At 36.6% G+C, this 17,358-nt stretch carries 13 protein-coding genes and 2 tRNA genes; 10 read left to right on the top strand and 5 right to left on the bottom strand.

From position 1 onward, the window contains the following. The 6 genes from LPB89_RS18680 to LPB89_RS18655 all read left to right on the top strand — a co-directional run bounded on the left by LPB89_RS18680 (position 1) and on the right by LPB89_RS18655 (position 8,043). A complete protein-coding gene (locus tag LPB89_RS18680) occupies positions 1-1,563 on the top strand; it encodes a RagB/SusD family nutrient uptake outer membrane protein (RefSeq protein ID WP_230703186.1) in 1,563 nt (520 codons plus the stop codon). Between the two features lie 19 nt (positions 1,564-1,582). Next, entirely contained in the window at positions 1,583-2,653 is a 1,071-nt protein-coding gene (locus LPB89_RS18675) for an IPT/TIG domain-containing protein (protein WP_230703185.1), read from the top strand. Between the two features lie 83 nt (positions 2,654-2,736). After that, on the top strand, positions 2,737-3,984 hold the full coding sequence (locus tag LPB89_RS18670; protein ID WP_230703184.1) for a fasciclin domain-containing protein: 1,248 nt from the start codon (positions 2,737-2,739) through the stop codon (positions 3,982-3,984). Positions 3,985-4,078: 94 nt separating this feature from the next. Continuing rightward, complete coding sequence (locus LPB89_RS18665) at positions 4,079-5,311, top strand: glycoside hydrolase family 27 protein (RefSeq protein ID WP_230703183.1); 1,233 nt, start codon at positions 4,079-4,081, stop codon at positions 5,309-5,311. 12 nt (positions 5,312-5,323) lie between these two features. Next, positions 5,324-6,280 carry a glycoside hydrolase family 5 protein gene (locus LPB89_RS18660; protein WP_230703182.1) on the top strand — a complete coding sequence of 319 codons (957 nt, stop codon included), beginning with the start codon at positions 5,324-5,326 and terminating at the stop codon, positions 6,278-6,280. Positions 6,281-6,966: 686 nt separating this feature from the next. Further along, on the top strand, positions 6,967-8,043 hold the full coding sequence (locus LPB89_RS18655) for an outer membrane beta-barrel protein (protein ID WP_230703181.1): 1,077 nt from the start codon (positions 6,967-6,969) through the stop codon (positions 8,041-8,043). Positions 8,044-8,530: 487 nt separating this feature from the next. Here the strand turns inward: LPB89_RS18655 and LPB89_RS18650 are convergent, their stop codons facing one another. The 5 genes from LPB89_RS18650 to LPB89_RS18630 form a co-directional block, all read right to left on the bottom strand. Continuing rightward, complete coding sequence (locus LPB89_RS18650; protein ID WP_230703180.1) at positions 8,531-9,436, bottom strand: N-acetylmuramoyl-L-alanine amidase; 906 nt, start codon at positions 9,434-9,436, stop codon at positions 8,531-8,533. 34 nt (positions 9,437-9,470) lie between these two features. Beyond that, positions 9,471-10,037: a hypothetical protein gene (locus tag LPB89_RS18645; protein WP_230703179.1), complete on the bottom strand. Its 567-nt coding sequence runs from the start codon at positions 10,035-10,037 to the stop codon at positions 9,471-9,473. 41 nt (positions 10,038-10,078) lie between these two features. Further along, positions 10,079-11,392: a 30S ribosomal protein S12 methylthiotransferase RimO gene (gene rimO / locus LPB89_RS18640; protein ID WP_230703178.1), complete on the bottom strand. Its 1,314-nt coding sequence runs from the start codon at positions 11,390-11,392 to the stop codon at positions 10,079-10,081. A 229-nt stretch (positions 11,393-11,621) separates the two neighbouring features. After that, complete coding sequence (locus LPB89_RS18635) at positions 11,622-13,145, bottom strand: OmpP1/FadL family transporter (RefSeq protein WP_230703177.1); 1,524 nt, start codon at positions 13,143-13,145, stop codon at positions 11,622-11,624. A 47-nt stretch (positions 13,146-13,192) separates the two neighbouring features. After that, positions 13,193-14,221 carry a hypothetical protein gene (locus LPB89_RS18630; RefSeq protein ID WP_230703176.1) on the bottom strand — a complete coding sequence of 343 codons (1,029 nt, stop codon included), beginning with the start codon at positions 14,219-14,221 and terminating at the stop codon, positions 13,193-13,195. A gap of 101 nt (positions 14,222-14,322) precedes the next feature. Between LPB89_RS18630 and proS the strand changes: the two genes are divergently transcribed. From proS to rpsT, 4 genes are all read left to right on the top strand, one after another. Next, the gene (gene proS / locus LPB89_RS18625; protein WP_230703175.1) at positions 14,323-15,801 is read left to right on the top strand and encodes a proline--tRNA ligase; all 1,479 of its coding nucleotides are present in this window, start codon (positions 14,323-14,325) and stop codon (positions 15,799-15,801) included. A gap of 77 nt (positions 15,802-15,878) precedes the next feature. Beyond that, positions 15,879-15,950, top strand: a tRNA-Glu gene (locus LPB89_RS18620). Between the two features lie 43 nt (positions 15,951-15,993). Then, positions 15,994-16,065, top strand: a tRNA-Glu gene (locus tag LPB89_RS18615). Between the two features lie 151 nt (positions 16,066-16,216). Then, positions 16,217-16,468, top strand: coding sequence for a 30S ribosomal protein S20 (rpsT, locus tag LPB89_RS18610; RefSeq protein ID WP_132037938.1), 252 nt, complete (start codon positions 16,217-16,219; stop codon positions 16,466-16,468). Positions 16,469-17,358: the final 890 nt, after the last annotated feature.

The following is a 17,358-nucleotide window of genomic DNA, read 5'->3' as shown; positions in this document are numbered from 1 at the left end:
ATGAAAATATATAAAATAAATTTTAAAAGCTTAGCGGTAGTGGCTTTGCTGGCTTTATCTGCTTCATGTAGTGAGGATTATTTAGACCGACCTACCCAGGACGGATATGTAAGTGATAATTTTTATACATCAGATGAGCAGGTACAACGTACCACTTATGGAATGTATGGAAGAATGTGGGCTCCGTTTTTTACAAAATGTTTTTTCGCGCTTTCCGAAATGTCTTCCGGAAACTGCTGGTCAAATGTGGATGGAAATGAGGTAATCCAGTTTAAATTGACATCGGACAGTTTCATTTTGTCAGATCCGTGGAGATCTTGCTTTGGTATCGTTGCCCAATCAAATGATCTGATCAATAACCTGAATACCAATGCAAAAGCAGGAGTAAGTCCCGATGTGATTAAGAATACAATCGCAGAGGCACATTTTTTCAGAGCAGTTTCTTATTTCTACCTGGTACGTTTATTTGGTCCTGTGCCTATTATCGAAGATAATTTAGCATTGGCAAAAAACCCGATGGTAAATAACAACAGAATCGAAGATGTATATAAGTTTATCGAAAACGATCTGAAATATGCTGCAGCAAACCTGAAACCAAAAGTAAGATTAAGAGGCTCAAGTACGGTGAATGTATTTATATCACAGGGAACTGCAGAATCATTTTTGGCAAAAATATACCTGTACCAAAAAGATTATACCAATGCCAGAGCCATGGCTGAAAAAGTAATTAATTCAGGAGAATTTGGACTTTTACCGAACTATGGAGATTTGTTTCTGACCAGTAAAAATAACAATGAAGAATCGATTTATTCCTGGCAATGGTCCGGAGCAGTCAATGAATATCAGGCCGGAAATCCTTCTAATGTTCAGTATGGTCTGGATATTTTAAATGACAATGTCTCCTATGGAGCAGTTTATATTCCTTCGAATGATATTCAGGAAGCTTTTGAAGTAGGGGATGTCAGAAGAAAAGAATCGTATATGATTTACGGAGACTCTTATCCGGGATTAAAAGGCGGTGATGTGGTAGGCTTTACATTAGATAAAACGAAATATCCAAACGTATTAGATGCAACCGGAGCGGCTGTAAAAAAATATGTAGTGGGTCAGGCAACCAGTGAAACAGGTGTTGCGGACAGATGGGGTTCTATGAGTAATTGTAATTATATCATGCGTTATGCCGATGTTTTGTTAATTCATGCTGAAGCAATATTGGCGGGTGCGAACGAAACAAGTGATCCGAATGCAAAAGCATCTTTTAATAAAATCAGGAAAAGAGCAGGTTTAAGTGAATTGAATGTCAATACGCCATTAACCAAAAAAGCATTGTTTCAGGAAAGAAGAGTCGAATTTGCTTTTGAGGGAGAATTCTGGTATGACTTGGGAAGATTGCCAAGAGCAGAGGCTATTGACATCATTTCGAAACAAGACAGAGGTTCTGATTATGAAGGCGTAAAGCATTACACACCGGTAGAAACAGATTTTATTTTTCCTAAACCGGCAAATGATGTCAGAAAAAATCCAAAGTTAAAAGAGGCTCCGGTACCTTATGTTTTTAAATAAACTTTAAAGCGAAACAATTATGAAAAATATAAAAAAAATAATGCTATTGAAGTTTTACTTTTTAGCTTCAGTTTCAATGCTATTGTTTAGTGCTTGTTCAAACGATGAAGGCGGTAGTTCTTCGTCAGGTAAATTAGCCGTAACAGGAATTAGTAAATCGGTTATTGATGATCCTTTAGTAGAAGGAGACAGGCAAGTAGACGTTCCAACAGATGTCATAAATGCAGGGAATACCTATATTATTAGAGGTTCAGGTTTCGCCACTTTGCAATCCATATCTTTCAATGGGTTAGAATCTTCTTTTAATCCGACGTTGGTAACAGATAATGTAATTGTAATTTCTGTTGATCAGGACACTCCATATTTTAATGAAATGGATGAATTGAAGATTGTAACCAAAATCGGAACATTGAAATACACGGTAAAAGTGAGACCGCCTTCTCCAACTATTTCCGGTTTTCCTATTAACCCAAACCCGGGAGATATTATTACAATCAAAGGAGAGTATTTTCTGAGACCGATCGTTAATTTTGGAACTACAGCAGTTGAACCAATTTCTTCAACCTTAACTGAAATCACCGTAAAAGTACCGGCAGATATATTGTATAAAAAACTGTCTGTGACCAATGTTTCCGGAACTACTGTGGCAGGACAAACTTTTGGGAGCGCTATTTATGATGACGCTTATACTTCACTGCGATCTTATGATGGTTTGTGGGATGCAACAAATCCGTATGACACTGCCTATGATAAAGATCCAAAGCAGGGTTCAAAAAGCATTTCATGGAAAGCCGGCCAATGGAACGGATTGTATATCGGAATTGATAATTCAAAATTTGATATTTCTAAATATAAAGGAATCAGAATAAGTCTTAAAGGACAAAATTCAGGTTCAGTTGGTGTGTTTATTAACGGAAATGATAAAATAAAACCGGTTATTAATTTTTCATCTGACTGGACGTATGTTGAAATCCTTTTCAATACGTTAGATAGCCCAACTGAATTAACACAAATTACATTTCAGGAATTTGGAGGTAAAGAAGGAGGGAATACCATTTTTATTGATGATTTAGGTTTGATATTAAAATAGTAGAATTTTTAAAAGAATCATTTAGTACGATGAAATGATTCTTTTAATTCTTTTCATTGAAAAAAATATAAAAAAGAAAACTTATGAAAATACTATATAAACTAAAACAAATAGCAGTATGTGCCTTTTTAGTTGCCCTCGCTTCTTCTTGTGATAATGATCTTCCGGGTGTGGGAGGTGCAGAACAAAATTACAATACGGCCTATGGCTTAATCAAGGCAAACACGAATTTGATACTTTTTAATAAAGCAATACAACTGGCAGGTTTGGAAGCGACTCTGAACACCACTGAAGATTTTACTTATTTTGTTCCTGCTGATGCCATTCTGGAAGCCTATCTTGTAAAAAACGGATACGTAAATTCATTGGGTTATCCGGATATCACTTTAGTACCGGTTGATGTTTTAAAACAAATCGTATTGAGCCATGTGGTAAAAGGAGTTAAAAAAAGAGTGGGTAAACTCGCCGGCGTAACTGCTGATTATCTCGAAACAGGCGAATTGACCACATTGGCAAATGCAGCGAATCCTGATTTGTACCTGTTAAGCGTAAATGTGACCAACGGAGTTTTAAAAGTGAATGGTTCGGATAAACCTGCCACTGGTTTGGATTATTACGCAACAAACGGCTTTGTGAATGTTTTAGATAATGTGATAGCATTGTCTCCGCCTGCACCTGTTGTTTCAGCTCTTTCTCAGTCATTTGCATCACCTGGCGATGTGATTACCATTACCGGTTCAAATTTTGTAAAAGTCAAAAGTGTCAAATTTGGCGATACAGAAGCAGTATTCAAATCGATATCAAAAACAGCAATAGAAGTAACAGTTCCGGCAGATTTTGGTTCGTATGCCCTTGTAAAAGTGCAGACAGAATATGGTACATCCAATATCGCAACAATCGGTGTTAAATTTTTAGTGTATGGTGATAATTTCTCCGGATCTCCAACGCCGGTTTCTACATGGCAATGGGGTGGAAGCGAAAATTTCCAAAGTACTGAAAATGTGAGTAGGGGAACGTATTCCATTAAGCGTACTACCGATAGCTGGAGTGGTTTATATATGCAGTATAATGCAGTAAATGTTGCCGATTACGGATATTTAAAACTATCTGTATATGCTACAGTAAGTACCAGGGTTTTATTCTCCATCGGAGGCACAAATGATGATGATGGAAAAGCAATTGATATCAAAGCAGGAGAATGGAATAATATCTCCATACCAATATCAGATCTTCATCCTGAAAAATTAGGAACAACCGTAAATTCGTTGTTCATGAAAGAATATTCAGGATTGCCGGGAGTCATATATCTGGATGATATTGGATTTTTGTAAAAAAGCATTTGTTTTATTTTGAGTTTGTTTGAAGTATTCCCTAATCACTCGTTAGGGAATACTTTTTTTATAATATTAATTTGAATTTTTTATAATGAAAAATATAGTTTTAATACTTGCATTAAGCGTTTCCTTTTTGGGCTTTAGTCAGGGGAATACGCATACGCAAGCGGGCGGCAAATTTGAAGGTTTGGCGATGACACCTCCAATGGGCTGGAATTCCTGGAATACTTTCGGAACCAGTATCGATGAAAAACTGGTAAAAGAAACGGCAGATATTATGGTTTCATCAGGAATGGCCGCAGCAGGATACAATTATATTGTACTCGACGATGGCTGGATGACGAGGGAACGTGATGCGAACGGGGATTTAATTCCTGATCCGGCTAAATTCCCGAACGGAATGAAAGCAGTAATTGATTATGTGCACAGCAAAGGATTGAAATTTGGTTTATACAATTGTGCCGGAACGCAAACCTGTGCCGGTTATCCGGGAACACGCGGTTACGAATATCAGGATGCCCGGTTTTATGCCAGATTAGGAATTGACTTCCTGAAGTACGATTGGTGTAACACGCAGGGAATTACTGCCAAAGAAGCCTACACTACCATGAGCAATGCCATAAAAACAGCCGGAAGACCTATGGTTTTCAGTCTTTGTGAATGGGGCGACAATCAGCCTTGGGAGTGGGGAAAACCGGTTGGGAATCTCTGGAGGATTTCCGGAGACATTTACCCGTGTTTCGATTGTGAGTTCAAACATCCGGAAAATTGGTCGTCGTGGGGATTTATGAAAATTGTTGAAATGCGCAAAGACATTCGTAAATATTCAGGACCCGATCACTGGAATGATTTTGACATGATGGAAGTCGGAAACGAAATGAACGATACGGAGGATAAATCCCATTTCGCCATGTGGTGCATGATGGCTTCGCCGCTTGTCGCCGGAAATGATTTTAGAAAAATGTCTAAAGAAACACTGGCAATCCTTACCAATAAAGAACTAATCGCAGTTAATCAGGATAAATTGGGAATTCAAGGTTTTAAATATGGGGCAGAAGACGGATTGGAAGTATGGGTAAAACCTTTATCAGACGGAAATTGGGTAGTTACGTTTTTAAACAGAAGTGAAGTGCCGAAAAAAGTCAATTTTGACTGGAAAAAACATAACATTAAAGATGCCGATTTTGGTTACGAGGCTGATTTCAGTAAAACCGTTTTTAAGCTAAAAGATCTGTGGAAGAACAAAGAGACAGGTTCTACAAAAAAGAATTTTGTGGCAGATCTCGCTCCTCATGATTCCGTTACCTTGAGATTAATCCCCTAAACGCCAATAGTTATGAATGTTAAGAGTAGATTATTTAGTATTATTTTAGTATTACTGTTTTCTTTTTCAAATGCTCAGGTTAAAACTCATGGACAGCTGAGTGTTGTCGGAACTCAATTAGTAGATCAATATAAGGTCCCCGTTGTTTTAAGAGGAATGAGTTTTGGCTGGCATAGTATGTGGCCAAGGTTTTATAACGAAAAGGCGGTTAAATGGCTGCGAAAAGACTTTAATTGTAATGTTGTTCGTGCCGCCATGGGCGTTGAATTAGGGGAGATGGCCTATAGGAAAGAACCGCAATTTTCAAAAGATAAAATTGACGCTGTTATTAAAGGAGCGATAAAGGCTGATATTTATGTAATAGTCGACTGGCACAGTCATAATATCAACTTAGAAGAAGCTAAAGCCTTTTTTTCGGAGATATCCAAAAAGTATTCAAAGTATCCCAACATTATATATGAGATCTTTAATGAACCGGATTATGAAAGCTGGGCTGAGGTCAAAGCCTATTCCGAAGAAGTAATTAAGGTCATACGGGAAAATGATCCGAACAATATTATTTTGGTGGGTTCTCCGCATTGGGATCAGGATGTTGACCTTGCCGCAGCCGATCCTATTTTAGGGGTTACCAATATAATGTATACGATGCACTTTTATGCCGCAACTCATGGAAAGGAGTTAAGAGACAAAACAGATATAGCAATAAGTAAAGGTCTGCCTGTTTTTATATCAGAATCTGCCGGAATGGAAGCTACGGGTGATGGTCCTTTAAATCTAAAAGCCTGGCAGGAATACATAGACTGGATGGAAGCACGAAAGCTCAGCTGGATTACCTGGTCCGTATCTGATAAAGATGAAACCTGCTCCATTTTGAAAAAATCTGCAAAATCAGAAGGGAAGTGGAAAATGGAAGATTTAAAAGAATCCGGTAGTAAGGCTCGTGAATATCTTCGAAAATACAATAGGTAACTTACGATGCCAGATTATTTGGTTAAATAGAAACCCTGTCTTTTTTTCTATTGATTCATTAGCAGGGCAAAACCAATTCTTTAATTCAAATAGATTTTAAAGCTTAATGATACAGACGCACAGTAGTGCGTCTTTTTTTTGTCTTTAATCGAAATTCGATCTGTTTACGAAGAGCTGTTTAGTAAGACAAAAAGTGTTTTTGATGAGTATTTTTGTAAGAATTTAGATTATCTAACTTAACAGGCTTTATTTGTTATATTAATTTTTATTGAATATCATTTTTTAGTTTTTATTTTATAGTACCCCCATATTTTTTAGGGGTATAATTTTTTTAATGACGTTTTTGGCTTGTTTTTGGCTGTTTTAAAATAGTTTTTTTGGCTGAAACCCTTATTTTTTTTAATTTAAGAGTAAAAAATGGTTATTAAATTTTCAAAAATAATTCAGTATTAATGTCATATCACGATTATTGTTAAGGTAATTTTTGTAATCCGTAATTCTTTCCTTAAAACATCAAAAAAAGCGGCAGCTGTTCTTTTACTCTCACAAAAGTTAATAAATTCGCTAATGAAAATGAGGATGTTTTGTTGGCGAATAAGAGGTTTTAGAAATGACTTATACTATTAAATAGATATATAAAAGATTAACTAACCAGAATCAATTAATAACTAAAAACCAATTAAAACATGAAAAAAGTATTTCACATTTTAGCCGCGATGTTAACAAGTTCTTTTGCTTTTGCCCAGGATGATACTGAAGCTTCAGTTTCACCGGCAACAACTTGGGGAGGATCGGCAGACGCTTACTATAAATATGATTTTTCTAAACAAATGAATGGATTAACGAGCTTTACCAACTCACAGGATTCATTCGAACTGGGAATGGCTTCCATTCAGGCAGGGCATAAATTCGGAAAGGCTTCCGTTTTTGTAGATTTAGGTTTCGGAACCAGAGCAGAAGAGTTTTCATATAATGAAGAGAATACAAAGTTCATCATAAAACAATTATTTTTCACTTATGATATTACAGATAAATTTAAAGTAGTAGCGGGTAGTTTTGGAACTCATATCGGGTACGAATTGCTGGATGCGGTCAGCAATAAAAACTACAGTATGTCGTACGCGTTTTCATATGGGCCGTTTTTTAATACAGGGGTGAAGGCACAATATACAGCCGGAAAATTCACAGCCATGTTCGGGATTACAAACCCTACTGATTTTAAATCAGCGATGGATGCAGGATCAACTCAGAAAACCTATGTTGGACAGTTAGGATACGTTGCTGAAACAGGAAGTGCCTATTTGAATTTCACATCAGGAAGTACAAATCCGACTCCGGGTACTGTAATTCCTCCGACGGACGAGAATAAAACACAAATTGATTTTGTAGCCTCAAAAACAATTAGTGATAGTTTTGGACTTGGATTTAATGCTACTTACGCTAAAGTAACAAATGATTTTAATAGTGACTTAGACGGAGAATGGTTTTCATTAGTAGGATATGCTAATTATGCCTTTAAAGAGTCTTTAAGCCTGGCGTACAGAGTGGAATATTTTGATGCTAAAGATGCTTTGAATTTGGGGGTACTTAATGGTTCAAGTGTATTTGCTAACACACTTTCATTAAACTATAAAGTTGGAAAGCTAACCATAATTCCGGAGTTAAGATATGACGCTGCATCCGAAGATATATTTTTAGACAAAGATGCATTACCAACAGGCGGATCGTTTTTTGGACTAATTGCTACAACATACTCTTTCTAAGAGATAAAGATTGATATTTTTTTTTTTTTTTGGAGCTGTCGAAACATACTAATGTTTTGGCAGCTTTTTTAATTTTAAAATTATTTTAATGAGTATTCCGTTATTTATGGACTCATTTACTTTAAGCAAAAAACATTGAGATTCGTCAAAAAAAATCTTATTTCTCCAACAAATAGTAGTTTTCCAAAATCTAATATAGCATCCCAAATAAAGGCAACATTCAGCATCCTCACCAAAATCTAACTCACGTCCAACAGCCAACGTCTAACAATATCTAATATCCAACATCCAATATCCAACATCTAGTATCCAACATCTAATATCCAACATCTAATATCCAACATCTAATATCCAATATCCAATATCCAACATCTAATATCCAACATCCAACATCTAATATCCAACATCTAATATCCAACATCCAACAATAAAAAAAACCGCATCCCCTAAATATAGAAATGCGGTATCTTATATAAGTAAAAAAATACTACTGCAGTTGTTTTTTGTAAATAGAGTAGATAGTATCTATTGTTTTTCGGTCTAAAGTTGAGGTAGTATCAGTTTGGATATAATGCAGCTTAAAAGCCATTATCGCTGCTGACAGATTTTTGGTATTATAACCAATAATGCGCAAACCCTGCTCTATTTTAAAATCAAAAGGGGCTTCTTCCAGAATTTCATCCGGCCAGATTCCGAATCCTTTTTCGGCTAATGTTTTCCACGGAAATAAAGCGCTCGGATCTTGTTTTCTTCCCGGAGCAATATCCGCATGACCAAGTATATTTTGAGTTGGTATGTTGTAATCTTTTTTCAATTTAGTTAAAAGAGCCACAAGACTACTGATTTGCGCTTCTGTAAAAGGTTTAAAACCATTATTATCCAATTCAATACCAATAGAACTTGAGTTAAGATCTGTATTCTTTCCCCAGGTAGATGCTCCTGCGTGCCATGCTCTAAGATAATCATTAAGCATCTGAACTACTTTTCCGTTTTCAGAAATCACATAATGAGCACTCACCTGTGTTTTCGTTTTTGTAAAAGTATTGATTGTTTGCTGAACAGAATCTTGTGCAGTATGGTGAATAATGATAAAACTTGGTTTTCTTAAATTGAAATTAACAGTACCGATCCATTCTGTATTGATCCCATTCAATAAAATAGTTGATCCTGTTTTAGATAAAGTATCTTTTACAATCCCTAACTGTTGTGCATATGTTGTATCAATAACTACCGGACTAACCGAAGGTATTGGTTGGGCCTCTTTACTGGTAATTTGATTTTCTAAAGTTTTAAGTTGCTTATCGTAAACTTTTTCAGTGTTTTTATAGGGATTTGTGGAGCACGAAGTAATAATAATCGCTAAAAGCAGATAGTATAAATGTTTTTTTATCATAATTAATTACATTATTGGAATTAAGTTAAGATAATTATTCTTGAACTTTTCCTGTTTCTGTGTCTTCTTTTATTTCTTTATTTTCCTTGTTTTCTTTAGTGTCTTTTTTCTTTTTTGACTTTGACTTTTTGATTTCTTTGAAGTTAGCCATAAAACTGGTGTATTTTTCTATCTGGTCCGGATTAAGAAAAGCAGTTATTTTCTTTGTAGTGCTTTCTTGTAAAGCTTTCAATTGCTCCATTTTCACATCCTGACTACTGCTTTCGTTTTTTAACAGGATACCTTGTTCCCTCATACTGTCAGCAAAAACATTCGTGATGGCAATAGCCTGAAGTTCATCAAGATTTACAACTGGTTTCATTTGCTCTACGAACTTAGCCGCAGTTTCTTCGGCCGGGATTTCTTTGGGCTTACTCTGACTTTGAGGTCCTGCCTGTGTCATACTTCTGTCCATTCCCATTCCGCCGCCTCTTCCGTAACCGCCTCCGCCATAACCACCTCCACCGTAGCCGTTATTATATCCATTTCCGTATTGAGCAGAAACAGAAGTAATGCTTAATAACGTGAAAACCAAAAGAAATAAAGATTGAATAGGTTTCATAAGATTGTTTTATCAAAAGTTAGCAAATATCTATTGTAAATTTAAGCAGGTTCTCCGTATAAATCAAATTCTGTTGCTTCAATTATCTTGATATTAACAAAATCTCCTGTTTTTACGTAATGTTTAGAAGCGTCAATTAATACTTCGTTATCAACATCGGGGCTGTCAAACTCAGTTCGGCCTACAAAATGGGCACCCTCTTTTCGGTCAATAATACATTTAAATACCTGCCCGACTTTTTCCTGGTTTAAATCCCATGAAATTTGAGATTGTAATTCCATAATTTCGTTAGCTCTGGCTTGTTTTACATCGTCCGGAACATCATCTTCAAGTAAGTAAGCATGTGTATTTTCTTCGTGTGAATAAGCAAAACATCCCATTCTGTCAAATTTCATTTCCTGAACAAAATCTTTCAGGATTTCAAAATCTTCCTGAGTTTCACCCGGATATCCAACAATTAAAGTCGTTCTGATTGCCATTCCGGGAACAGCAGCACGGAATTCTTTTAATAATTGAGTCGTTTTAGCCTGTGTAGTTCCACGACGCATAGACTTTAATATAGAATCCGAAATGTGTTGCAATGGAATATCAATATAGTTGCAAATTTTAGGTTCACGTTTCATAATTTCCAAAACATCCATCGGGAAGCCGGTAGGGAAAGCATAATGCAGACGGATCCACTCAATACCTTCAACTTTTACTAAAGCTTCCAGAAGTTCACCAAGATTTCTCTTTTTATAAATGTCAAGACCATAATATGTTAAATCCTGAGCAATCAGAATAAGTTCTTTAACACCGTTTTTAGCCAGACCTTCTGCTTCTTTAACTAATTTTTCAATTGTTTGTGAAACGTGTTTACCGCGCATAAGAGGAATGGCGCAAAAACTGCAGGGTCTGTCGCAGCCTTCGGCAATTTTTAAGTAAGCGTAGTTCTTAGGAGTGGTAGTTAAACGTTCTCCTAATAATTCATGTTTATAATCGGCTCCTAGTGCTTTCAATAACTGAGGCAGTTCGGTGGTACCGAAATATTGATCAACATTCGGGATTTCTTTTTCTAAATCTGGTCTGTAACGCTCCGATAAACACCCGGTTACAAATACTTTATCAACAAGTCCTTTGTCTTTTTTGTCAGCATATTCCAAAATCATGTTTACCGATTCTGCTTTGGCATTATCAATAAAACCACAGGTGTTAATTACAATGATGTTTCCTTCTCGTTCTGCAGGCGCTTCATGTTCAACATCTTTTCCGCTTGCACGAAGCTGCCCCATCAGGACTTCACTGTCATATACATTCTTCGAACACCCAAGAGTGATTACGTTAATTTTGTTCTTTTTTAAAGACTTGGTTCTCATACTTTTATAAATTGGAGTGCAAAATTACACTTTTTTATTCAAACACCGCCTGTTTCCCTTTCTTTTAGCTGTTTTTTATGAAGCTTTCGATAGCTTTTAGAGCTGTTATCCAACGTGTTTTTTTTCTGACGGAAAATAAGTCAGCTAAGCGATGTCATTTTATTAGCGATAAAAAAAATCCGCCAAGCAAAATACTTAACGGATTTTCATTCATTCTATTTATCTTTAATTACAATTCAAATAATAAAGTCAGGGAAACATTGTTCAGCTTCGATGAGATGTTTGCACCATTAGTAAGTCCTTGCGCAAAGAAACCTTGATTTGATTTTCTTTCGAAGTAGGAGTAAGCCAAATCTACTTTGGTAGTACCAAAGTTATAGCCTAAACCACCCGAATAACTTGTTAAATCGCCAATTGTTGTTCCGTCTCTATAAGGGCTTCCTTCAAAACGATAACCACCGCGTAAACTTAATTGTTTGATTTTATATTCTGCACCAACCCGTAATTCTCCAGTAGAAGTTAACTCGTCACTTATCTGGTTGTTCAGGCCTTTGAAGCCTTCGTCGCTTGTTGGTTTGTATTTTGTATTTCCGTAATCTTTAATAGCATAATCAACACTGATTAAACCGGATTTTCCAAATACATAAGCAGCACTAAAAGTTGTTTTGCCGGGAGTTTGTAAAGTGTAAGGGTCATAAACATTAACAACATTCGGATTAACAGCTTTGTCTATAGGCTGGCCTCCTGCAGCCTGACGTGTAGTGTAAAGACTTTGTGAAATTTCATCATACAGTTCGTACCAGGTATTGGATTCATAAGCTAAACCAAGACGAAAAGATTCCGTAACCTTCGCGATAGCCCCAAGTTGAAAAGAAAACCCATTACCATACGTATATTGGTCATTGTTGAAACGTAAACTTGATATGGTTTCACCTGCAACTAATGGTTTGTCATTATCCTCATAAAAAGTACTAGTTCTTCTGTAGTCTGTTACATGTACATTTAAATTGGCTCCTAAATAGAGACGGTCTTTGTAGGATGTTGCAATATTGAAACTTACTTTACTATTGTAGCCTGTTTCGTAAACTTCGTTTTCCTGGTAGTAATTGCCTCCGGTAGGAACGTTAGTTGTGTATTTTGTATTATTGTTATCGCTAGTAACGGGGTTTATTACATAGCCTTCAGCGCCAAAAAAAGCTTGTTGCTGTTTATATGTTTTATTAGTATATGATATGTTTTTTATGTCCCCCAATCTAACTCCATTGTTTTTTAGAGGATCTCCATTAGCATAAGCTAAAAAGTACTGATCAATAGAATTGACAGGATTAGTTCCTACCGAAACAGTATTATTGTCAAAATTGTTAGTATTCTCATAAGTAGCTCCAATAGCAATTTTTTTCCAGTTGCTGTTTGGGTTTCGGTCATGAAAGACAAAAACGCCGCCAGCCTGATTCAGGAGAAAAGAATTTTTGTCGTCACTGGTATTTGTGCCAAAATAGTTGGAGTTGTTTTTAATACTCTGATTGCTTAACGTTATTCCGGTCTGATTATTGGCAAATATGGCCGATCCTGCAGGGTTTACACTTAAGGAAGAAAGGTCGCCGCCCACTGCTCCAAAGGCTCCGCCCATGGCTCTGAACCGGGCAGTTCCGGTAAGATTGTCTTGTGCATAACGAACGGCGTCTGAAACTTCTTGTGAATGTGAGACGCTAAAAGATAGTCCCGCTATTAATAGGAATACTATTTTCTTCATTGGATTCAAATTTTTAGATGATTGTATTAGGTGTAACGAACAGGAAGTTATCTTCTTCCGCCACCGCCACCACTGTACGATCTTCCACCGCCGCCACCGCCACCGCCGGATGATCTCATGCTTCCTCCGCCACTATTCATAGAACGTGATGGGCTAGGAGAGTAACTTCTTGTTGGGCTGCTGTTTGTCGTGTTATTGTAGTTTCGGGTTGTTGTACCGCTTGATCTTCTGTTAGAATAATCATAGCTGTTATTTTGTCCTTGCGTGTAGCTTCTGTTTGTAAAAGTTGGATTTGTTGTTGTTCTGCCATTTGCAGAAGAACTTCTTCTGAAGTCTGTATATTCGCGTCTGTTAGTAGTATAGCTATTTCTGTTGTTAGTATAACTTCTGTTGGTGAAGTTTCTATTGGTATAATTTCTATTACTGTAGCTTCTGTTAGTGTAATTTCTGTTTGAGGAGTAATCTCTACCGCCGTAATAAGAAGCAGAACCTCTTCTTCCATAATTATAGGCATAATTATTATATCGGTAGGAAGGTCTTCCCCAATATCCTGGATAACCGCCCCATCCGTAACCAGGGTAGCCCCATCCGTATCCGTATCCGTAATAAGGATATCCTCCCCATGCGTATCCCGGATAACCGCCCCATCCGTAGCCAGGGTAACCCCATCCGTAATAAGGATATCCTCCCCATCCGGCAGAAATTCCCCATGACCATGAGTTGCTAGGATAATAATTAATAGCTACTTCAGTGTTGCTGCTTCCCCATGCAGGATAGGCTGTAGCAGTTGCAGTTTCAGTACTATCGTTTACAGCATAATTACCATAATTATCTACATCTGTAAAAATTTCAGTAGGCTGATCGTCGTTCTGTAATGATTTGAAGTAGTCCTTATATTGATTGTTCGTCTCTGAGGTGGTCGCTTGTGCGTAAGTATTTCGTGTGTTACCATAAACACCATCATTGTCATAATAAGATGTATTCTGGTAAGAACCACACGATGCAAGTAGAAAACTCAATAATCCAATTAAGTAAAAATGACTTGAGTTTTGGCGAAGAGAAATAGAAGTTTTCATATCTGTGGTGTTTTTTATTGTTGCACATTACAAAAATAGTTAGTTTTGTCAAACTATTTAGTTAAAATTATTAAAACAAAATTTGTGCCAAACTATTCAATATGAGTAAGAACCTCACTACAAGATCAGAAGATTATTCAAAGTGGTATAACGAGCTGGTTGTCAAAGCAGATCTAGCTGAAAATTCAGGAGTTAGAGGATGTATGGTTATTAAACCGTACGGATATGCTATTTGGGAAAAAATGCAGGCTGAGTTAGACAGAATGTTTAAAGAGACCGGACATCAGAACGCGTATTTTCCTTTATTTGTGCCCAAAAGCATGTTTGAGGCGGAAGAAAAAAATGCAGAAGGATTTGCAAAGGAATGTGCTATTGTTACGCATTACAGATTAAAAAATGATCCCGATAAACCTGGAAAGCTAATGGTTGATCCAAATGCAAAACTGGAGGAAGAGCTTATTGTTCGTCCAACAAGTGAGGCAATTATCTGGTCTACTTATAAAGGATGGGTGCAATCTTATAGAGATTTACCTTTATTAATTAATCAGTGGGCAAATGTGGTCCGTTGGGAAATGCGTACACGTTTGTTTTTGAGAACGGCTGAATTTTTATGGCAGGAAGGACATACAGCACATGCTACAAAAGCAGAAGCGATTGAAGAATCTGAAAAAATGATGAATGTTTATGCTGATTTTGCCGAGAATTTTATGGCAATTCCTGTTGTTAAAGGTATAAAAACAGAAACAGAACGTTTTGCCGGTGCCGATGAAACATATTGTATTGAAGCGCTGATGCAGGATGGAAAAGCATTGCAGGCTGGTACATCACATTTTCTTGGACAGAATTTTGCGAAAGCATTTGATGTGAAGTTTGCTAACGCAGAAGGGAAGCAGGAACACGTTTGGGGTACGTCATGGGGAGTTTCTACTCGTCTGATGGGGGCTTTGGTTATGACACACTCTGATGACCAGGGATTGGTTTTGCCTCCAAATTTGGCTCCAATACAGGTTGTTATTGTGCCAATTCATAAAACAGATGAGCAGTTGGAGCAAATTACCACTGCAGTTAATGAATTGACAGCTAAGCTGAAGAAATTGAAAATTTCGGTTAAATATGATAACAGAACAACTCAGAAGCCAGGATTCAAGTTTGCTGAATGGGAACTAAAAGGAGTTCCTGTTAGAATTGCCGTAGGGCCAAAAGATTTAGAAAATGGCACTTTTGAAGTTGCAAGACGTGATACCCTGACAAAAGAGGTTGTTTCGGCTAATGAAATCGTAAATTATATAAATGACTTGTTAGAGCAGATTCAAAACGACTTATTTAATAAAGCATTGGACTATCGTAATACTCATATAACGGAAGTAAATAGTTTTGAGGAGTTTAAGGAAGTTTTGGATGGAAAAGGTGGATTTGTATCGGCTCATTGGGATGGAACGGCTGCCACTGAAGAGAAAATAAAAGACCTGACAAAAGCAACAATTCGTTGTATTCCTTTAGATGCTTTGGAAGAGGCGGGAGTCTGTGTATTTACAGGGAATCCTTCATCTAAAAGAGTGCTTTTTGCGAAGGCATATTAAAAAAAAATAAAAATTTTTGCTTCAGGTATTGTGCATCTTAAAAATAGATGTATCTTTGCATCCGCATTAGAGAAGCAGGCCCGTTCGTCTATCGGTTAGGACGCATGGTTTTCATCCATGTAAGAGCGGTTCGATTCCGCTACGGGCTACTACTTTTACTGCTGATTAAGTTGTTAAACTTGATGTCAAAATGGCCCGTTCGTCTATCGGTTAGGACGCATGGTTTTCATCCATGTAAGAGCGGTTCGATTCCGCTACGGGCTACAAAAATCAATTGAATAAATTGAAGAAAACTTAGAAGATTAGTTTTATTCATCTAAGGATTGGAACTACAAGATTTGGTACTGGTAACAGAAATCTGTTCCTGTGAGCACTACGAAAAAAAGAATTATAAAAAAGGTAAAAAAATAATAAAATGGCAAATCATAAGTCAGCTTTAAAAAGAATTAGAAGTAACGAAAAAAGAAGAGTTCTTAACAGATATCAACATAAAACTACTCGTAATGCTATCAAGGCATTAAGATTAGCTACTGAAAAATCTGATGCTTCTTCAAAATTATCAACTGTAATTTCTATGATTGATAAATTAGCTAAAAAGAACATCATTCATGATAATAAAGCTTCTAACCTGAAGTCTAAATTAACGAAACATGTTGCTAAATTGTAATTAATTACAGTTTCCTAAATACAACAAGAAAGCCCTCTAAAAGAGGGCTTTCTGTGTTTAAAACAAATCATTTCCGGTCTGGCAATATAAGACATTGTAGTTGTTAGGATTTAGGAAGTTGCAGGTATTGGTTGTTCGGAATAAGTGTTCCTTTGTTTGTGTGTTTTGGAATTGAGATCTAAATGTGGTTAAATTGAAAAATGCTGAATTGTCCTCGCGTTTTTCTGTTTTATTGTTTGGCTATTGTTTTTTTTATTTTTATAACGTTGTTGTTATTTCATATAGCAAATCATCATTAAAAGGTTTTATAAACGGAAAGACTAATTTATAGAAACAATTCTTCTAAGAGGATTCGAATCCGGTCGGTTGAATCATTGGGAGTCAAAAGCAAAATACTCGATAAAAAATAACTCTTCTATATAAGAACTGATTTTATTTCTATAACCCGACAGTTTTCCAAAACCTTTCGGGTTTGTTTTTGTACATTATATATACGTATACAATAATTATCCTGTCCAGCTAAGCATAGCCGAAGCTTTTGGAATTTGGAATTTAAAAATTTGGAATTTAATAAGGAGCTATTTCCCGCTGTCCGTTTCAGTCTTTTGCTTTTTTGACAGCAAAAAGCAAAAGGATTTCCACTTCCATCGGGGCTAGGCAGTGATTTTCAAAAGAGATATTCCGTAAGATGAGAAACTTTGCGCCTCTGTGTCTTTGCGTGAGCTAACGAATGTGCGAGAAAACCCAAAGCCAAAAAGGATTTCCATTTCCATCAGGCCCAGGCAGTGATTTTCAAAAGAGATATTCCGTAAGAATAGAAACTTAGCGCCTCTGCGCCTTTGCGAGAACCAATGAGAGTACCGAATTTAAAGGTGTCTTTTCTGCAAACC

It is taken from the genome of Flavobacterium sp. ENC (assembly GCF_020991415.1).
Classification (GTDB): domain Bacteria; phylum Bacteroidota; class Bacteroidia; order Flavobacteriales; family Flavobacteriaceae; genus Flavobacterium.
The sequence above is the reverse complement of the archived record's forward strand: the minus strand, read 5'-3'. Positions and strand labels throughout refer to the sequence as shown.